The sequence below is a fragment of the Stenotrophomonas sp. LGBM10 genome, assembly GCF_046736075.1.
Classification (GTDB): Bacteria; Pseudomonadota; Gammaproteobacteria; order Xanthomonadales; family Xanthomonadaceae; genus Stenotrophomonas.
This window is the reverse complement of the sequence record NZ_CP177163.1, coordinates 2,256,992-2,274,216: the sequence shown is the minus strand read 5'-3', so window position 1 is coordinate 2,274,216 and position 17,225 is coordinate 2,256,992. Positions and strand designations below refer to the sequence as shown.

At 70.5% G+C, this 17,225-nt stretch carries 15 protein-coding genes; 10 read left to right on the top strand and 5 right to left on the bottom strand.

From position 1 onward, the window contains the following. The first annotated feature begins 149 nt into the window (after positions 1 to 149). From recC to recD, 3 genes are read left to right on the top strand one after another with little or no spacing between them, the layout of a single operon-like run. Positions 150 to 3,497 (top strand): exodeoxyribonuclease V subunit gamma, encoded by a 3,348-nt coding sequence (gene recC / locus ACLB90_RS09580; protein ID WP_411849297.1) that lies wholly within the window; start codon positions 150 to 152, stop codon positions 3,495 to 3,497. After that, positions 3,494 to 7,138, top strand: a complete 3,645-nt coding sequence (gene recB / locus ACLB90_RS09575; protein ID WP_411849296.1) for an exodeoxyribonuclease V subunit beta — start codon at positions 3,494 to 3,496, stop codon at positions 7,136 to 7,138. Before recC ends, recB begins: the two co-directional genes overlap by 4 nt. Continuing rightward, positions 7,135 to 9,036, top strand: coding sequence for an exodeoxyribonuclease V subunit alpha (gene recD / locus ACLB90_RS09570; RefSeq protein ID WP_411849295.1), 1,902 nt, complete (start codon positions 7,135 to 7,137; stop codon positions 9,034 to 9,036). Before recB ends, recD begins: the two co-directional genes overlap by 4 nt. Positions 9,037 to 9,114: 78 nt before the next feature. Here recD and ACLB90_RS09565 read toward each other — a convergent pair whose 3' ends face one another. After that, a complete protein-coding gene (locus ACLB90_RS09565; RefSeq protein WP_411849294.1) occupies positions 9,115 to 9,510 on the bottom strand; it encodes a hypothetical protein in 396 nt (131 codons plus the stop codon). Between the two features lie 490 nt (positions 9,511 to 10,000). Here ACLB90_RS09565 and ACLB90_RS09560 point away from each other — a divergent pair, with 490 nt between their 5' ends. The 7 genes from ACLB90_RS09560 (at position 10,001) to ACLB90_RS09530 (ending at position 13,620) form a co-directional block, all read left to right on the top strand. Then, the gene (locus ACLB90_RS09560; RefSeq protein ID WP_411849293.1) at positions 10,001 to 10,588 is read left to right on the top strand and encodes a helix-turn-helix transcriptional regulator; all 588 of its coding nucleotides are present in this window, start codon (positions 10,001 to 10,003) and stop codon (positions 10,586 to 10,588) included. 123 nt (positions 10,589 to 10,711) lie between these two features. Next, a complete protein-coding gene (locus tag ACLB90_RS09555) occupies positions 10,712 to 11,218 on the top strand; it encodes a DUF2589 domain-containing protein (protein ID WP_411849292.1) in 507 nt (168 codons plus the stop codon). Positions 11,219 to 11,249: 31 nt separating this feature from the next. Beyond that, positions 11,250 to 11,882 carry a DUF2589 domain-containing protein gene (locus tag ACLB90_RS09550; RefSeq protein WP_411849291.1) on the top strand — a complete coding sequence of 211 codons (633 nt, stop codon included), beginning with the start codon at positions 11,250 to 11,252 and terminating at the stop codon, positions 11,880 to 11,882. Positions 11,883 to 11,971: 89 nt separating this feature from the next. Continuing rightward, on the top strand, positions 11,972 to 12,229 hold the full coding sequence (locus ACLB90_RS09545) for a hypothetical protein (RefSeq protein WP_411849290.1): 258 nt from the start codon (positions 11,972 to 11,974) through the stop codon (positions 12,227 to 12,229). Between the two features lie 19 nt (positions 12,230 to 12,248). Then, positions 12,249 to 12,671: a hypothetical protein gene (locus ACLB90_RS09540; protein WP_411849289.1), complete on the top strand. Its 423-nt coding sequence runs from the start codon at positions 12,249 to 12,251 to the stop codon at positions 12,669 to 12,671. A 2-nt stretch (positions 12,672 to 12,673) separates the two neighbouring features. Continuing rightward, positions 12,674 to 12,853: a hypothetical protein gene (locus ACLB90_RS09535; RefSeq protein WP_411849288.1), complete on the top strand. Its 180-nt coding sequence runs from the start codon at positions 12,674 to 12,676 to the stop codon at positions 12,851 to 12,853. 29 nt (positions 12,854 to 12,882) lie between these two features. Beyond that, on the top strand, positions 12,883 to 13,620 hold the full coding sequence (locus ACLB90_RS09530; protein ID WP_411849287.1) for a hypothetical protein: 738 nt from the start codon (positions 12,883 to 12,885) through the stop codon (positions 13,618 to 13,620). A gap of 48 nt (positions 13,621 to 13,668) precedes the next feature. Here ACLB90_RS09530 and ACLB90_RS09525 read toward each other — a convergent pair whose 3' ends face one another. The 4 genes from ACLB90_RS09525 to ACLB90_RS09510 all read right to left on the bottom strand — a co-directional run bounded on the left by ACLB90_RS09525 (position 13,669) and on the right by ACLB90_RS09510 (position 17,138). Continuing rightward, a complete protein-coding gene (locus tag ACLB90_RS09525; RefSeq protein ID WP_411849286.1) occupies positions 13,669 to 14,169 on the bottom strand; it encodes a lysozyme in 501 nt (166 codons plus the stop codon). A 61-nt stretch (positions 14,170 to 14,230) separates the two neighbouring features. Then, a complete protein-coding gene (locus tag ACLB90_RS09520; RefSeq protein ID WP_411849285.1) occupies positions 14,231 to 15,316 on the bottom strand; it encodes a hypothetical protein in 1,086 nt (361 codons plus the stop codon). A gap of 92 nt (positions 15,317 to 15,408) precedes the next feature. Beyond that, positions 15,409 to 16,230, bottom strand: a complete 822-nt coding sequence (locus ACLB90_RS09515) for a hypothetical protein (protein ID WP_411849284.1) — start codon at positions 16,228 to 16,230, stop codon at positions 15,409 to 15,411. Continuing rightward, on the bottom strand, positions 16,227 to 17,138 hold the full coding sequence (locus ACLB90_RS09510; RefSeq protein WP_411849283.1) for a 2OG-Fe dioxygenase family protein: 912 nt from the start codon (positions 17,136 to 17,138) through the stop codon (positions 16,227 to 16,229). The genes ACLB90_RS09515 and ACLB90_RS09510 overlap by 4 nt, the downstream gene beginning before the upstream one ends. Between the last annotated feature and the right edge of the window lie 87 nt (positions 17,139 to 17,225).

Genomic DNA, 17,225 nt, shown 5'->3' with positions numbered 1-17,225 from the left:
GTATTGTCGCACGGCCCCGTGCCGGTACGCCGGCCGCGGCGCTGATGGGCGCTGCAACACACCGTGTCGGCCGGCGATGGGACACGCCTTATCTCCTCCGTGCGTGCCGCCGCGCTGCGTCGGTGCGCCCGCTGCGGCACACTCCTGCGATGACCGACGCTGTTTCCGATTTCCGCCTGTACCACTCCAACGCGCTGGATGTGCTGGCTGCCCTGCTGGCCGCCGAAGTGCGCACGCCGGTACCAGGCCAATCCGTCCTCGAACCGGAGGTGGTGCTGATCCCGCAGGTGGCCATGCGCCGCTGGCTGCAGTCCACGCTGGCGGCCGAGTATGGCATCGCCGCCAACCTGACCTTCCTCACCCCGGGTGAGTTCGTCGCACGCGCGCTCAACGCCAACGTGCCCGGCGAACACGACGATCTCAACGCGGAAGGGTTGCGCTGGCGCCTGTACGCGGCCCTGCAGGACGCCACGCTGATGGCGCGCCCGCCGATGCGCGCGCTGCAGGCGTACCTGTCGGCCGCCGATCCGCTCAAGCCGTGGGCGCTGGCCGGCGAGCTGGCGGCGGTGTTCGAGAAGTACCAGGCCTGGCGTCGCGATTGGCTGCTGCGCTGGGAAGCCGGCGCCGAACCGAACGATCCCCAGGCGATCCTGTGGCGGCATATCGCCAGCGGCGAGCAGTACCGCGCGCGCCGCATCCACGCCTACCTGGAGCGGTTCGAGGGCGCAGGCAAGCCGCTGCCGCAGGGCCTGCCCGCGCGCGTGTTCGCCTTCGCCACGCTCAACATCTCGCCGGACGTGCTGCGGGTGATGGCAACCCAGGCGCGGGTCGGCACGATGCATTTCTACCTGCCCACGCCCACCCAGGCGTACTGGGGCGACCTGCAGACCCTGGGCGAGAAGCTGCGCAGCGGCGCGGCCGATCCGTTCGGTGGCAGTGCCGGCGAGAACCGCCTGCTGCAGGCGTGGGGCGCGGCAGGCCGCGACTTCATGGCCGTGCTGGGCAGCTACGAAGTGGTGCATCCGGCCGGCGAGATTGCCGCCTACGACGATCCCGAGGACGACACCGGCCCCACCCTGGACGAGGGCGGGCTGTCGGACAGCCTGCTGCATCGCCTGCAGCGCGACCTGTTCCACCGCCGCGGCGAACCGGCCGGCGCGCGTCGCGAGGCGCTGCGCCATGACGATCCCAGCCTGCAGGTGCATGCCTGCCACACCCGCCTGCGCGAACTGCAGGTGCTGCACGACCAGTTGCGCAGCCTGCTGCAGGACACGCGGTTCGATCCACCGCTGCAGGCCCGCGACATCGCGGTGCTGGCCCCGGACATCGACCCCTACGTGCCGTACCTGGAAGCGGTGTTCGGCGGGCGCAGCGGTGGCGAAGAGCACATTCCCTATGCGCTGGCCGATACCAGCCCGCTGGCCGGCGAGCCGCTGGCCGATGTGTTCGTGCACCTGCTCGGCCTGCCGGTCTCGCGCTTCGGCGTGAATGAAGTGCTGGACCTGCTCGCCAGCGCCCCGCTGGCCGATGCCGCCGGCCTGGACGCGGCCGCCTTCGACCGCCTGCACGACTGGCTGGAAGCGGCCGGTGCGCGCTGGGGGCTGGATGCCGCGCACCGCCGCCAGCACCAGGCACCGGACGATGACGCCTTCACCTGGCAGTTCGCGCTTGACCGGCTGCTGCTCGGCCATGCCAGCGGCAGCGACGACGACATTGCCGGCGTGGCGCCGTGGCCGGAGCTGGAAGGCAGTGCGCTGGATGCGCTGGACCGGCTGCTCGGCCTGCTGCGCGTGCTGGCGCGCTACCAGAAGGCGCTGGGCCAGGCCCTGTCGCCGGCGCAGTGGCGCCAGCGATTGCTGGCCATGCTGGACGCGCTGCTGCCCGAACCGCCGCAGGCAGCCAACAGCCAGCGCGCGCTGGAGCGCCTGCGCAAGCTGATCAACGACTTCGCCCGTGACGCGGCCACCGCCGGCTACCAGGGCGAGGTGCCGCCGGAGGTGGTGCGCGCGCACTTCGCCGGCGCGCTGGCGCAGGCCGATACCCGCGCACCGCTGCTGACCGGCGGCGTCAGCTTCGGCCGCATGGTGCCGATGCGCCTGCTGCCGTTCCGGGTGATCTGCGTGCTGGGATTGAACGACGGCGACTTCCCGCGCCGCGATCCGGCCGCCGGCCTCAACCAGCTCACCGCCGAACTGGGCACGGACAAGCGCCGGCATGGCGACCGTTCGCTGCGCGAGGACGACCGTTTCCTGTTCCTGCAGCTGTTCGCCTCGGCGCAGGACGTGTTCTACCTGAGCTACCTCGGCGCCGACCCGCGCGATGGCAGCGTGCGCGAACCGTCGGTACTGGTCAGCGAACTGATCGATGCGGCCGCCGAGTACCACCAGGTGCCGGCGGGCGCGGCCCGGCAGATGACGGTGCGGCATTCGCTGCAGCCCTTCGCGCCGGCGGCCTTCGGTGGTGGCGATGAGCCCCGGCGCTTCAGCTACCGCCAGCAGTGGCACCCGGCGGCCGGGTCGCTGGGGGGCACCCGCCGCGCGCTGGCGCCGTGGTTCGCCCAGGCGCTGCCGCCGGCGGAGGCCGCAGGCCCCGACACTGAGCTGAGCCTGGACGCACTGCGCCGCTTCCTCACCGATCCGGCCAGCCAGTTCCTGTCACAGCGCCTTGGCCTGCGCCTGCCCGACGAGGTGGGCAGCGCCGATGACATCGAGCCGCTGGTGATGGCCGCGCGGGGCCACGACAAGGTCCACCTGCAGCACGCGGTGATCGCCGCCACCCTGGCCGGGGACGACGCGCCGCTGTATCCGCGCCTGCGCGCCCGCGCCCTGGTGCCATCCGGTGCGTTGGGCGAGCGCCAGTTCGCGACGCTGCAGGCGCAGACCCAGCCCTATGCCGAGGCGTTGGCGGCCTGGCAGGCGGGCAGCGTGGCCGACAGCCGCCGCTACGAAGTGGACATCGATGGCCTGCGCCTGCACGGGCGTGTGGATGACGTGCATCCGCATGGGCTGGTGCGCCTGCGCGCGGATCGCCTGAACGGCCGTGCGGCGATCCGCCAGGGGCTGGACTGGCTGCTGGCCAATGCTGCCGGCGCTGCCCTGCCGCTGGTCCAGTTCCACGATGCCGGCGACGACGGGCTGGGCCCGCACGTGCTGGCGCCACTGCCCCCCGAGCAGGCACGCGCTGCCCTGCGCCGCCTGCTGCAGCTGCGCAACGAAGGCCTGCGCGCGCCGTTGCTGTACGGGCCTTCCACCGGCTGGGCGCTGTACACCGCCGCCGAGGCCAAACGCGCCACCGAGGGCTACGCCAAGTGGCATGGCAGCGAGCGCAGCTGGGCCGAGTCCAGCGGCGCCAGCTACCAGCTGGCCCTGCGCGGTCGCGATCCGTTCGCCACCGCCGATACCTACCGGCAACTGCTGCACAACAGCTTCGTGGTGTTTACCGCGGTGCGCGAAGGCCGGGTCTTCCCGGGCTTCGATGAGGAAGGAACCCTGCGATGACCGCCCCGAACCTGCTCGATGACCCCTACCTGGCGCTGCCGCTGGATGGCGTGCGCCTGATCGAGGCCAGCGCCGGCACCGGCAAGACGTTCACCCTGGCCACGCTGTTCACCCGCCTGGTGGTGGAGAAGGGCTGGCGCATCGGCCAGATCCTGGCGGTGACCTTCACCGACGCGGCCACCCAGGAGCTGCGCAAGCGCATCCGCGAGCGGCTGGCCCTGGCCGCCCAGTTGGTGGAGCGCGCGCCGTCCCCCGACGACGGCCCCGACGTGGTGCTGACCCGCACCCTCCTGCAGCGCCAGCTGGCGCGCGGCGAGGAAACCCCGGCCGCGCTCGCGCGGCGGTTGCAGACCGCGGCCGACGAGATCGACCTCGCCGCGATCTTCACCATCCACGGCTTCTGCACCCGCGTGCTGCGCGAACACGCGCTGGAGAGCGGGCACACCTTCGACCCGCCGACGCTGCTGCCCAGCGAACGCGAGCTGCACGACGAACTGGCGGCCGACCTGTGGCGCGTGCACGCCAACGACCCGGCCACGGTCGATGCGCTGACCTATCTGTGGTCCACGCCCGAGGCGCTGGCCGGCGATCTGGCCACCCTGATCAAGCCGTTGCCGCTGCTGCCGGCGGCACCGGCCCACACGTACCCCGATCCCGCGCCGCAGCTGCAGGCTGCCGCGGCCGCGCTCGCCGAAGCGATCCCGCTGCACGCCGAAGACGCGCAGGCGCAGATTGCCAGCGCCTTCGACCGCAAGGTGTTCGATGGCCGCCGTGCCAAGCGGCCCAGCCTCGACAAGGCCTTCGCCGAGCTGTTCGCCGGCGTGGCCACGCAGGACTGGGCGCGCGGCGACAAGACCCACCTGGGCAAGCTGCTGCCGGTGAACCTGCTGGCGTTCTGCAGGGACGGCCAGGAAGGGCATTGTCCGGCATCGCCGTTGTTCGACGCATTGCAGGGCTGGTGGCACGCCGCCGATGCCCGCGAGCAGTGGCTGCGGCAGGCCGCCGTGGTGTTCCTGCACGCGTTGCGCGGGGAGGCGCGTGCACGCCTGGCCGAGCTCAAGCGGATCGGCCGCGTGCAGACCTACGACGATCTGATCGAGGGCGTGGCCGAGGCGCTCGACGGCCCGCACCGCGCCACGCTGGTGCGGCAGCTGCGTGCGCAGTACACGATCGCGCTGGTGGACGAGTTCCAGGACACGGACGATCGCCAGTGGGGCATCTTCCAGCGCGTGTTCGGCCGCTCGGAGGAGACGGAGGAGGCGGGACTTTCGCCGGCGCTGTTCCTGATCGGCGATCCGAAACAGGCCATCTACGGGTTCCGCGGCGGCGATATCCACACCTACCTCAAGGCCAAGCGACAGGCCGACGCGGCGCCGGCGCTGGACCGCAACTTCCGCTCGCGCCCGGCCGTGCTGCACGCGATCGAAGCGCTGTATACCCATGCCGGCGAGCGTGCGTTCCTGGAAGAAGACATCGCCTTCGAACCGGTGCACCCGGGCAGCACCCGCAGCGACGACGACTTCCTGCGCGACGGCGCGCCCGCACCGGGCCTGACCGTGCGCGTGCTGCACAATCCCGACGGTGGCGCGCTCAAGGCCGATGCGTCGCGCCAGCAGGCCAGCGATGCCTGCGTGGCCGAGATCCACCGTATTCTCGACCAGGCGCGGCAGGGCCGCGCGCTGCTGCGTGGGCAGCCCGTGCAGCCGGGCGACATCGCCGTGCTGGTGCGCTCGCACAAGGAAGCCACCCGCATCCAGCAGGCGCTGGGCGCAGTGGGCATTCCCGCCGTGGCCGCCGGCAAGCAGAGCCTGTACGCCACCGACGAGGCCCACGAGCTGCGCCTGCTGCTGCTGGCGCTGCTGCAGCCCGCCGATGAAGGGCGCCTGCGTGCGGCGCTGTCCACCGTGCTGCTGGGCGAAGACGCGCAGGCCATCGATGCGATGGAACGCGAGGGCGAGTCGCAGCGCACCTTCCAGCTGCGCCTGCTGCTGTGGCGCGAGCGTTGGCAGCGCGGCGGCCCGTTCGCGGTGATCGCCGATCTGTGCGCCGAGCACGCCGAGCGTCTGCTTGGCCTGATCGATGGCGAGCGCCGCCTGACCAACTACCTGCAGCTGGGCGAACTGCTGCAGCAGGCGGCCGGGCACACCCTGGGCATGCATGGCCTGCTGGACTGGCTGCAGGTGCAGATGGCGCACGCCGACCAGAACGACGAGCAGCAGCTGCTGCGGCTCGAATCGGACGCGCGCCGCGTGCAGATCATCACCCTGCACAAGAGCAAGGGCCTGGAGTATCCCCTCGTGTTCCTGCCCTTCGTGGGTATCGATGGCGGCGGCAGCCGCGCCGATTCCAACTGCACCGTGCACGCCAACGGCCGCCGCGAGCTGCACTGGAAGCTGGACCGCGACGAGGCGTGGAACGCAGCGGTCGAGCGCGGCGCACTGGAGCAGAAGGCCGAAGATGCGCGCCTGCTGTATGTGGGGCTGACTCGTGCCGAACATGCGTTGTGGATCGCCGCCGGTGACCTCACCGGCCTGGCCAGGACGCGGCTGGCGCCGATGCTGTCGGACCTGGACGCGCTGCGTTCGCACCCGGCCATCGCCGTGGTCGAGGGCCCCGCCGAGCCGCGTCCGGCCCAGCTTGCCTTTGTTGCCGATGGCGAACTGCCGCCGGTGCGCGCGCTGACCCGGCGCGTTCCGCACGACTGGTGGGTGTACAGCTTCACCCAGCTGGCGCACGCCGACGCCGGGCACGCTACCGAGGCCGCCGCGACGGAAGTGCCGGCGCCCGCGGCAGATGAACCGACCGGCATCGACCCGGCGGTGGAGGCCGAGCAGGCCGGCGCGCCAGCGGCGGAACAGGCCGACCCCCGCTTCATGGGCAGCCGCTTCGGCAACGTGCTGCACGATGCACTGGAGAACACCGACTTCGCGTCTTGGGCGGGCTGGCAGCCCGGGCAACCGGCGTCGGAGGAACAGGCACAGGTGCTGCGCGATGCGCTGGCCCAGGAAGGCTATCCCGATGAGGACCTCGCCGCCGGCGTGGACGTGCTGACTGCGCTGGTCGGCCAGACCCTGACCGTGGCCCTGCCCGAGGGCGGTGCGCTGCACGCCGTGCCTGCCGACGCGCGCCGCGCTGAAATCGAGTTCCACTTCGCGATGCAGCCCACCGCCGTCCCGGCACTGCTCGACCTGCTGCATGCGCATGGCCTCGTGCGCGAGCGGCGCGGCTTCGGTACGCGGCGCCGTCTGGAAGGCCTGATGACCGGCAAGATCGACCTCACCTACGTGCGCGGAGGCCGCTGGTACGTGCTCGACTACAAGTCCAACCGCCTGCCCGGCTACGACCCGGCACGGCTGGCCACCGCCATGCAGCACAGCGAGTACGACCTGCAGGCACTGATCTACACCGTGGCGCTGCACCGGTGGCTGCGCTTCCGGCTGGGCGCGCAGTACGACCTTGCGCGCGACATGGGCGGCATCCGCTACCTGTTCTGCCGGGGGCTGGACGCCACCCGCGCCGACAGCCCCGGTGTGTACGCGCACCGTTTCGACCCGGCCCTGGTTGATGCGATGGATGCCCTGTTCGCCGGTGGCGAGCACGCGCAGGCACGCATGGCCGCACGCGCACGGGGGGACGCATGAGCCTGCTCGCCGCGCTTCACCACAGCACCGCGCTGCGCACGCTCGACCACGCGTTGGCGCGGAGCCTGCGCCGGCTGCGCCCGGACACACCCGATACCGTGCTTGCCGCAGCCGCGCTGGCCTCGCTGGCGGTGTCGCAGGGCCATGCCGGTTTCGACCCGCGCTGCCCGCAGCGGCTGGTGGAAACCCCCGCCGACTGGCCACCCGCAGAGGAATGGCTGGCGCAGCTGCGCGCCTCGCCGTGGGTGGATGTTCCCGACGCGGCCGATGGTGAGGCAGGCGATGTTCCGCTGGTACTGGAGAACGGCCTGCTCTATCTGCGCCGCTATCGCGAGTACGAACGACGTCTGGCCATCGGCCTGCAACGTGTCGCCTCGCAGCCGCAGGCCGCAGACGATCCGGCTGCGCTGGCGGCGCTGTTCGCCCAGCTGTTCCCGCAGGCACATGCGGGCATCGACCACCAGGCCCGTGCCGCCGCCGTCGCCCTGCGTCATTCGCTGGTGCTGGTTACCGGCGGCCCCGGCACCGGCAAGACCACCACCATCGCGCGGCTGCTGGTGCTGCTTGCCGCACAGGCCGTGCAGGCCGACCGACCGCTGCCGCGCGTGGCCCTGGCGGCACCCACCGGGCGCGCCGCCGAGCGCATGGCCGAAAGCCTGCGGCTGGCCGTGCAGCGCCTGCGCCTGGTCGGTATCGCGCCTTCGCTGTGCGATGCCATGCCCAGTACCGGCACCACGCTGCATCGCCTGCTCGGCGTGATTCCGGACTCGCCGCGCTTCCGCCACCACCGCGACAACCCGCTGCCGTTCGATGTGGTGGTGGTCGACGAAGCCTCCATGATCGACCTGCCGCTGATGACCAAGCTGGTCGACGCGGTGGCCTCCGGCACCCGGCTGGTGCTGCTCGGCGATCCCGATCAGCTGCCCTCGGTGGAAGCCGGCGATGTGCTCAGCGCGATCCTGCGTGCCAGCGGCGATGGCCTGGGCACCCAGGCTGACGATGCACAGGCACTGCGCACGCTGCTGGCACCGGCGGCGCTGCAACCACTGGCCGCCGCCATGCCATTCGCCGGCCGCCGCGTGCAGCTGCAGCGTGGCTACCGCCAGACCGATGCGCTCGACCTGGCACCGCTGGCGCATGCCGTGCGCGAGGGCGACAGTGCCACCGCGCTGGCGCTGCTGCGCGGCGGCGCGTTGGCCGGCGTGCACTTCCATGAAGACCAGGCCGATCCGCTGCAGCACCATCGCGAGCACCTGCTGGCGCACTGGCGCAGCCTGGGCGAGGCAGCCGATCCCGGCCAGGCGCTGGCCAACGCTGGCCGCATCCGCCTGCTCACCGCCGTGCGTGAAGGGCCGCAGGGCGCGCGCGGGCTCAACGCGCGCATCGAGGCGATGCTGGCGGGCGTGCCGCGCCCGGGCATGACCCCCGGCTACTTCCACGGCCGCCTGCTGCTGATCACCGAGAACAGCTATCGCCACCGTCTGTTCAACGGTGACATCGGCATCTGCCTGGGTGACCGCCACGGTGCGGTGATGGCCTGGTTCCCCGGCGATGCGGCCGACCAGCCGCGCGCCTTCCATCCCGGTGCGCTGCCGGCACACGAGAGCGCCTTCGCCATGACCGTGCACAAGGCGCAGGGCTCGGAATTCGACGAGGTCTGGCTGCAGCTGCCGCGCCGCGACAACCGCGTGCTCTCGCGCGAGCTGGTCTACACCGGCATGACCCGCGCACGCCACGCCCTGCATGTGCTGGGCAGCGTCGAGGTCATCCAGGCCGCGCTGGCCCGGCACGCCAGCCGCTTGTCGGGGCTGGCGATGCGGTTGCAGGCGGTGCCTTCAGATGCCGCCGCCGGGGAAGGCGAAACCGGCGATCTTCCGCTGCAGCGGCATCTGTTCTGACGCGTTGCCCCGGTGCTGGAAACCCATCCGGCTTGATGACGGCCGCAGCAGGGCTGCGGCCGTCACGCAGGCGCGTACTTACTCCGGGATCAGCGTGGTGCCATCGGGATACACGATGGCGCCGTCGCCACTGACGTCGAAGAAGCCCAGCCCGTGCCGGTGGGCCAGTTCCTGCACGCGGCCGTGCGCGTGCTCGGCAACCGAGTGCGCGAAGGCGGCGTAGATCACCTGCCGGCCGACGCTGTAGTCGGTGACCTGCGGGCGATCGTCCTCATCATCGGCGAGCGGTCCGTTCATCGGCGGATACTCGGCAATGATGTCCGCGTACCACGCCTGCAGCGCCGGTGCGCTGACGGCTGCGTCGTCGTAATCGTGGTCTTCGTCCCACTCGGCCTGGCGCTCGAACCAGGCGACGAAGGTGGCCGCGTCGCGCGGGGCGGCAGCGGCGTCGAAAACCATCACGTCATAACTCATGGTGCTTCCTTCACATGGGGAGTTCGCGGGCGCTTGTGCGCCACCACGCAAGCCTAGCCGACGGCGGCGTGCGTGCCCACCGTGGGCCGCTGACGCAGCGGCCGCTGGTTGATGCGTGCTGCTGCCGTCTTCACAGTCGCCGCGTCTTCACAGATGCACATGTGCTGAAATGCGCACTTCACAGGTGCGCTGCATCACAAATGATGACAGGGCCTCGCGATGCAGCTACCCAAAGCCGATCCAGTATCGCGGCGGATCTGCCGATAAAGAAGCGCCCTGCAACGATCTGACAAGTATCTGCAACGCGTCGCCAAATCTGCGAACGCCGCTCCGGTTACACCGGTACTCAAGGAACTGCGATGTCGTTTTCGACGCATTCGCAGGGGGGATCCCGCGTAGTCGCGCATGCCCGGACGCGCCATCGGCCGCCCGTGAGCGGGGTCCGTCGATACACCGGCCCGGCTTATCAGCAGAAGGAAGCGGCAATTCTATGGACGTGATCGAGCGTGGATTGAACCTCCCCGACAGCAGCGCGACGCCCGGTGCAGGGTACGTGGACGGGGCCGACGATGGGGACGGCCATCTGCTGGCGTGGAGCCTGGCCCTGCTGACCCGCATGCGGCACTGCAGTTGCCATGCGGCGCTGGGCGACAGCATGGGCGGTAGCCGTGATGACGTTCTGGCGCGTGCGCGTATCCGGCCGCAGGGCGCTGCGGCATCGCGGCTGGTCGAGCGCGCCCGCGACTGGATCGAACGCCACATCGACGACGAAGACCTGTCGGTGGATCGCCTTGCCTTCGCGCTGAACATGTCGCGCACCAGCCTGCACCGCAAGCTGGTGGCAAGCATCGGCCATCCGCCGGGGGAGTTGATCCGGCTGGTGCGCCTGCAGTTGGCGCACCGGCTGCTGCGCGACGGCGAGGGCAACGTATCGGAGGTGGCCTACGCGGTGGGCTTTGTAAGCCTGTCCGGTTTCAGCCGCGCCTATCGCCACCACTACGGTGAACCGCCCTCCAGCATGCGCGGCGGCTGCTGCGCGCGCCCGGCGCCACGCCGCGCCGTTGCAACGGACGGTTGAGCTGCCGCAACGCCGCGCCGCGCACGCGCGCGGCCGTACCGCTATCAATAACCCCGTGGCCCCGCGCTGTTGTATCCGCATCACCGTGGTGGGCAGCGCGCCACGACCAGGAGCAGAGGCGAAATGAGCCGGACCATGTCGTTCCACACATTGATCGAAGCGCTGGCCGGGGCCGTCATCGAGGCCCAGGACAGCGTGGAGATGCACCAGATTTCCCATCTGCGCCATTACTTCGATGAAGACAACCGGCCCAGGAGCGTCACCATCCGCCTGCCCTCGCTGCACCCGCAGGCCGAGGAAGGCGATGAAGACCTGTACCGCGCACCGCTGTTGCCGCTGGTCTCCACCAACACCCTGCGCATCCGGGAAGTGGAGATCAGCTTCGACGCGGATCTCGCGGACCTGGGCCATGAGGATCCGGAGGTGCCTGCGCCGGGCGCGACGGAGGCCTGGGAGTCGCCGCGGCCGGCGGCGCGACACGTTGGACTGGATACCGGCCGTGGCAAGGGCGTGGGCAACGTACACGTGCAGTTGCGTGTGGAAGGAACCGAACCGACTGATGGCGCGGCGCGGTTGATCAACCACCTGGCGCAGTGCCAGGGGGTGTTCAAGACCATCAAAGCCACTTGATCCCACCGCCAACCAACAGGAGTAATACGCAATGAGCGACCTGGTCAATATTTCCAGCCAGTTCAAGGGCCTGCCGATGGGCGATCTCATCGGCGGCCCGCTGACCGCCGCCTGCGATTCGCAGATCAAACTCGCCCAGGCCACCGCCAGCTTCATCCGCTCTGTCGGCTTCCTGCCGCCGGACCCGGCCAACACCGATCCCAACGCGGTGGGCGCCACCCGCACCGCGCTGTTCCGCTTCAAGCGTCCGGTGGACAACCTGGACCCGGCCACCAAGGCCGCCCAGCCGTTCGCCGAAGAAGAAGTGGAACTGGAAGTGCCGCTGCTGGCGATCGTCAAGGTGCCCAACCTGAGCATCCAGAAAGTGGACATCAACTTCGAGATGGAAGTGAAGTCCTCGTTCTCGACCAAGGAATCCAGCGACTACGCGGCCAGCATGCAGGCCGAGATGAAGGTCGGCTGGGGCATCTTCTCGGCGAAGGTGAACATCCAGGGCTCGGTGGCCGCGCACAAGGAAACCGCGCGTACCTCGGACAACTCGGCCAAGTACACGGTGTCGGTGCTGGCCGAGGATCGTGGCATGCCTGAAGGCCTGGCCCGGGTGATGGACATCCTGCAGACCGCGTCGGCACCGCGCAAGGTGGGCGCGCCGGTTCCGGTGTGAGGCCGTCGTCGCCTCCCATCGCAGCGTCATGGCCCGTCGTGTCGCGATGACGCGGCGGGTCCGTCTGTTCCATCGCAGTGGAGTCCTTCATGTTCGACCTCAACGACGTCAAGTTCGTCAAACGCATCGTGGTGGGCAGCAACAACCCCACCCAGATGCTCACCGACGATGACCTGGCCAGCGCCCAGAACCTGCTCAACCGCTGCCTGAGCGACACCCCCAAGGGGGCCATCCTCGGCATCGAGCGCAGCTTCACCATCCTGCAGATCGGCGAGCACCAGGTGGTGCTGCAGTGGCTGGCCTACCACGTGGGTTTCCCGCGCAAACCGATCTGGATGGTCGACTGACCCGACCTGGAGCACGCGCATGGCCGACCACCGGCTGGATGATCTGATCGAGACACTGGCCCATGCCCTGGCCCGCACCCGCGGCCGCTGCGCGCGCCAGCACCTGCACCGCCTGCAGCAACGCTGGGGCGCACGCGGCCTGGACGTGGCGACGCTGGTTGATGGGCAGTGGGAACGACGCACGCTGCCGCTGGCCGAGCTGGTCAAACCGCGCGGCATCATGGCGATGGCACTGGAAGTCCAGATCGACTGCCGCATCGAAGAACTGCGCGGCACACGCGGGCAGCCGCCCAGGCTGGCTCTGTGCCCGTGCAGCGACCGGGCCGACCACCGCCTCACCATCTGCCTGCAGGGCGGCAACCCGATGCACGGGCAACTGCTGCTGGACGGGCAACCGCTGCGGACCTTCAGCGTGCCCCTCGACACCGGCGGGGCGGCCTGACCGTGGCCCGCCGCGACCGCGTGCGCCTGCTGCTTTCCGCCGACGACACCGAGCAGGTGCAGCAGTGGCTCGGCCCGCTGCTGGCGCGCCGGCGTGCCGCCGCACGGCGCCGTCGCCAGCGCCTGCTGGCCACCTTGTGGCTGACCGCGCTGGCGGTGGCGCTGCTGACCCGCGGCTTCTGAGCCGCCGTCCCTTCACCCTGGAGCACCTGATGAACACAGTTCTTTCCCCGCGGTCGTGGGGCCTGCTGGCACTGCTGGCTCCCGCGCTGGTCACGGCGCAATCGGCCTCGAGTCCACCGCTGGCCTGGGTCGGCACCGACCTGGTGGAGGGGCGGCCGTCGTCGGTGCGCTTCACCGCGGCCGATGCCACCGCGCCGGCGTTGATCGCGTTCGGTGCCGGGCGCGCGTGTCGTCTCGAGGCACGCTTCATCACCCATGACGGCAACCAGTTCCACTACGACGTGACGGCCGGCAACGGCGGCTGGTGCAACAGGTTCCAGCCGGGACGCGTAGTGCTGGTGGTCGACGGCAGGAAGGCGACGCTGCAGGTGCGAACCCAGGGCGCACCCCTGCAGGTGGCGATGTGGCCGGTAGGCGATGCCGCGCGTACGCCACCGCTGCGCGGTACGTGGACCGGCCTGGCCAACCCCGCCGATCCGGACGCGTCGCTGGCGTCGCTGCAGCTGGCCGACCGCGATCCGGGCGACACCGGCAGCCGCCTGGTCTTCGGCAGCCCGGACAGTTGCCGGCTCAGCCTGCGCTACGAAGGCGCCACCCGCGCCGGCGCCTGGTACGCACCGTTGCCGGGCAACGGCGGCGCCCGCTGCGATCGCCTGCTGGATCAGTGGGTGGTGGTGCGCGAGGCCGGGGATGCCGCCATTGTCCACATCGAACCGACGCCCGGCGACTGTGCGGAGGGCTGCCGCTGGACGCGGTCGTCGCGTTGATGTCGCCGGCAGCCACGGTCGTGGACGACCGTGGCTGCCCGCAGGTCATCACAGGTGCGCGTAGCTGCCGCAGTCGTACATGCGCCATTCTGCGGCGCGCCGCCTGATCAGGCCCTGCATCACCTTGCCCTGCGAGCGGTTCCAGGCCATCCACGCGGCCTGCAGGGTTGCATAGGACGCCGGGGCCTGCGGGCGGTTGATCATCTGCACCACCGAGGACGCCTTGAAGCTGCCGCCGCCGATGTTGAAGCACAGGATGGTCAACGCATCGAACTGGCACTGGGTCAGCGTCGCGCCGATGCAGCCGCGCACGGTCGTCTCGAAGGGCGCCAGATCCTGGCGCAGCAATGCCTCCGCTTCCTCCAGCGTGATCACCCTGCCGAGCGTCTTCCATTCGGTCGCCACGATCAGATGGCCGTAGCCGACGGTGGCGCCGGGCACCCAGGCGGTGATCGGTTTGCCGGTCTGGTCGTCATAGGGGTGCAGGCGCTGGCCTTCCGCCTGCTTGAGCCAGTCGATTCCCTGCTGGCTGAGTGTCATGGTGTTCATCGTGGTTCCTCGTGTGGTCTGGGCGCATCCAGGGTGGGTCGCCACGCCGGGTGGCGCGGGCTCATGTGCGGTCGGGAAATTTGAAACCGATGTAAGTGCCCGAGCTCAGGCCCATCAGCCCCAGCAACGTCGGGCTCAGCTCGGGCATGCTCAGCTTGTTGTAGACATCGGCGATGAAGATCACGCCGAGGATCAAGGTGAACGCGAAGATCTGGAAACGGTCGAAGCGGTAGCCCTGCGCGTCCGAGAGCAGGTCGTGCAGCAGCCCCTGCGAGCGGGCCAACGGTGGTATCGGTGCCTGCGCTGTCGCGGGCGCGTCGGCTGCAGGATCGGTGGGCGGTGCGGAACGCCGCTGCGCGCTGCCGGCATCGATCATCGCCTCGCTGAGCGCGGTGCCGGCGCTGATGCCGAGCAGGGCCAGCAGTGAGGGATGGATGGTGTCGGTGGCATCGGTGACCAGCCAGATCGCGGTGTAGGACACGTAGATCAGGAAGAACCACACGGCCATCTGGAAGCGCCCGAGGTCGTAGGGCTGGTGCGGGCCGGGGCCTGGTTTGCGGATGATGCTGGTGGTGCGCGCCAGGTGCACGAAGATCGCCAGCATGAGCACCACCAGGACAAGCGCGATGGTGCCGTACACCGGCGAGATCACGGTCAGCAGCACGCGCTGGCTGCCATCGTGGTGGGTGTCGAACGGCGCGCCGTCCACCCGCCCCACGCTGAAGGTCACCGGGCGGCGCAGCCCGGCCGGTGAACCGAGCAGATCCATCCATACCGCGCGGTTGTCGTCGGAGATGCGCAGGTGGAACAGCAGCCGCCCGTGCGCCAGGTCGATCGCCTCGGGTGCGTTGCCGGGCAGGGCGCGCCCATCGATGTAGGGCACCAGTTGGCGCGGGTCGTTGTGGATGGCCCACGCGGCCAGATTCTCCACGTGTACCTCCACGGTGTAGTCCAGCTCCAGGTGACCGTGCAGGCGGGTGACGCGCGGCAGGTCGTCGGCATGGGCCGGCGCGGCAGGGGCGCACAGGCCGAGCAGTACCGCGCACAACAGCGCCACGATGCGCACCAGCGCCATCCGCACAAAGGCACGCCGCTGGCGCGCGGCATCGAGGGCGGCGGCGGACGTCGGCTCAGCAGGCAATGGCATCGCAGCACTCCTTGCGGAAACGGATTCGGCGCGTCTGGCGCGCGACTGCACAGATATAGGGCGCCGCCCGGCGCGGTGCCGGTCGTGCTGTTTCAGGGATTTGCCGCGTCGTTCCAGCGGCGTGCGCGGCGTGCCGCCGGCGTGCCCACCGTTGGCGCGGCCCGCGTGGCGGCGGCATCGGACAGGGTGACCACGCTGGCCGCGCTGTACGGAAACACGCCCAGGTCGGACACCTCGTCCGGCCCGGATTCGGGGAACACCTGGCGGCGTCGCCCGGCGATGATGCGTTCGACGGTGATCTGGTCGGCCATCGCGCCCATCCGCAGCGGCTGGGTGAACACTTCCACGGTGATGCCCAGCCGACCGTAGCCCTGTACCGGTTGGGCGAACACCAGTTCCACCGAGCGCCCCGGATCGATGATGTGCCAGCCGGAAGCCTCCGCGCCGAAGGCGAAGCGCGCGCTGCGGCCGTCGCGTGCCGCTTCCAGGTGGAAGGGACGCAGGCCGATCGGCAGTGCGCCGGGCGTTTCCTGCAGCAAGGTGTTCTGCAGCCACGGCGCCTGCATGCCCTCGGCCAGCGCCAAGCCGACCTGCACATCCAGCACCGCAAAGCTCAGCTCGCCGACATTGCTGATGGTGATGGTGTGGCGGGTATCGATGCCGGTGGTGTCCTCGGCGTCCAGTTCGCTGCCGATCGACAGCGAGGCCAGCGCGCGCTGGTGCTCCCACAACACCGGCCGCGCCGACAACCACGCATCGAGCGCGATCACAAAGGAGACGCCGGCGATGGTCAGCGGCAGCGCCTGTTCGGCGACCAGATGCAGCAGCCGCAGCAGCCGGGCACGCCAGGCCGACGGCGTGCGCGCGCGTTGCCCGGAACGCGGGGGCGCACGGCGCGGTGCGCCCCCGCTCATGCGCTGGCGTCGGGCAGGAGGTGGGCATCCACCCCGAGGATCATCCGATAGCCCTCGAATGCAGCCGCATCGGCATGGATCGTGCTGACCTCGTGCCACCACGGCGAGCGCGTATCCGGCTGGAAGATGCCTTCGCCTTCGGCCAGCGTGCGTTCCAGGTGGACCGGGCCGGTCGGACCGCGTCGCACCCGCGACACCCCGCCGTGGATGCCGCGCCGGCGCACCACCAGCGCCGACACGATGAAGTCCGCCCCGTCCTGGTGGATGCCTTCGGGGGCGGGCTCGGTGCCGCCGGCGATACCGGCAACCGTCAGCATCTGGTGCACCACCAGCCGCAGCCGGGTGGCGGCGCGGCGTGCATGCACGGTTTCGGCCACGCAGGCGAGCAGCCGCTGCAGGCCCGGATGGTTGCTCAGCGCGGGCGACAGCGGTGCGAACTGGCGGCGCGCGATACGATCGGCGGTGCCGGGTTGCTCGAAGCCGGTCTCGTCCAGGGGCTGCAGCCACCAGCTGCCGTCCACCCGGCGTTCGGCGTGGTAGGCGCGCATCGCACGTCGCCGGTGCGGCGCGATGCGGCGCAACGCATCGGCCAGGATGCCCGGCAGTCCGTCCAGCAGCGCCGGCCACGCCGGATGGGCGGCATCCCCATCGCAGGCATCGAGCAGCGCGCGCTGCGGCGCGGCCAGGATGCAGCGGTAGCGCTGCAGGACGCGCCGCCGCCGCACCTGGACGTCGTAGGGGTCCCAGCACAGGCTGTCGGCATGGCGGGCCACCTCATCCAGAAACGAGGCCGGCAGGCCGAGCGTGTCCAGGGTGAACAGCTGCGGACCTGGCGCCGCCGGCAAGGGGGCGGCCAGGCAATGCACCGCGTGCAGCGGTGGCGAAGGGGTGAGCGGGGCGGCGTGCATGCGCAGGTCTCCGGAAAGAGTCGCATCGCAGGCAGCGCGGTGCCCGATGCACCTGCTGTATAGCCACGCCGGCGCGGCGGCGGCGGG

Bases quoted from the DNA above. Each gene is read 5' to 3' on its own strand.
- recC (WP_411849297.1), top strand. From the start codon at position 150: ATGACCGACGCTGTTTCCGATTTCCGCCTGTACCACTCCAACGCGCTG.
- recB (WP_411849296.1), top strand. From the start codon at position 3,494: ATGACCGCCCCGAACCTGCTCGATGACCCCTACCTGGCGCTGCCGCTG.
- recD (WP_411849295.1), top strand. From the start codon at position 7,135: ATGAGCCTGCTCGCCGCGCTTCACCACAGCACCGCGCTGCGCACGCTC.
- ACLB90_RS09565 (WP_411849294.1), bottom strand. From the start codon at position 9,510: ATGAGTTATGACGTGATGGTTTTCGACGCCGCTGCCGCCCCGCGCGAC.
- ACLB90_RS09560 (WP_411849293.1), top strand. From the start codon at position 10,001: ATGGACGTGATCGAGCGTGGATTGAACCTCCCCGACAGCAGCGCGACG.
- ACLB90_RS09555 (WP_411849292.1), top strand. From the start codon at position 10,712: ATGAGCCGGACCATGTCGTTCCACACATTGATCGAAGCGCTGGCCGGG.
- ACLB90_RS09550 (WP_411849291.1), top strand. From the start codon at position 11,250: ATGAGCGACCTGGTCAATATTTCCAGCCAGTTCAAGGGCCTGCCGATG.
- ACLB90_RS09545 (WP_411849290.1), top strand. From the start codon at position 11,972: ATGTTCGACCTCAACGACGTCAAGTTCGTCAAACGCATCGTGGTGGGC.
- ACLB90_RS09540 (WP_411849289.1), top strand. From the start codon at position 12,249: ATGGCCGACCACCGGCTGGATGATCTGATCGAGACACTGGCCCATGCC.
- ACLB90_RS09530 (WP_411849287.1), top strand. From the start codon at position 12,883: ATGAACACAGTTCTTTCCCCGCGGTCGTGGGGCCTGCTGGCACTGCTG.
- ACLB90_RS09525 (WP_411849286.1), bottom strand. From the start codon at position 14,169: ATGAACACCATGACACTCAGCCAGCAGGGAATCGACTGGCTCAAGCAG.
- ACLB90_RS09520 (WP_411849285.1), bottom strand. From the start codon at position 15,316: ATGCCATTGCCTGCTGAGCCGACGTCCGCCGCCGCCCTCGATGCCGCG.
- ACLB90_RS09515 (WP_411849284.1), bottom strand. From the start codon at position 16,230: ATGAGCGGGGGCGCACCGCGCCGTGCGCCCCCGCGTTCCGGGCAACGC.
- ACLB90_RS09510 (WP_411849283.1), bottom strand. From the start codon at position 17,138: ATGCACGCCGCCCCGCTCACCCCTTCGCCACCGCTGCACGCGGTGCAT.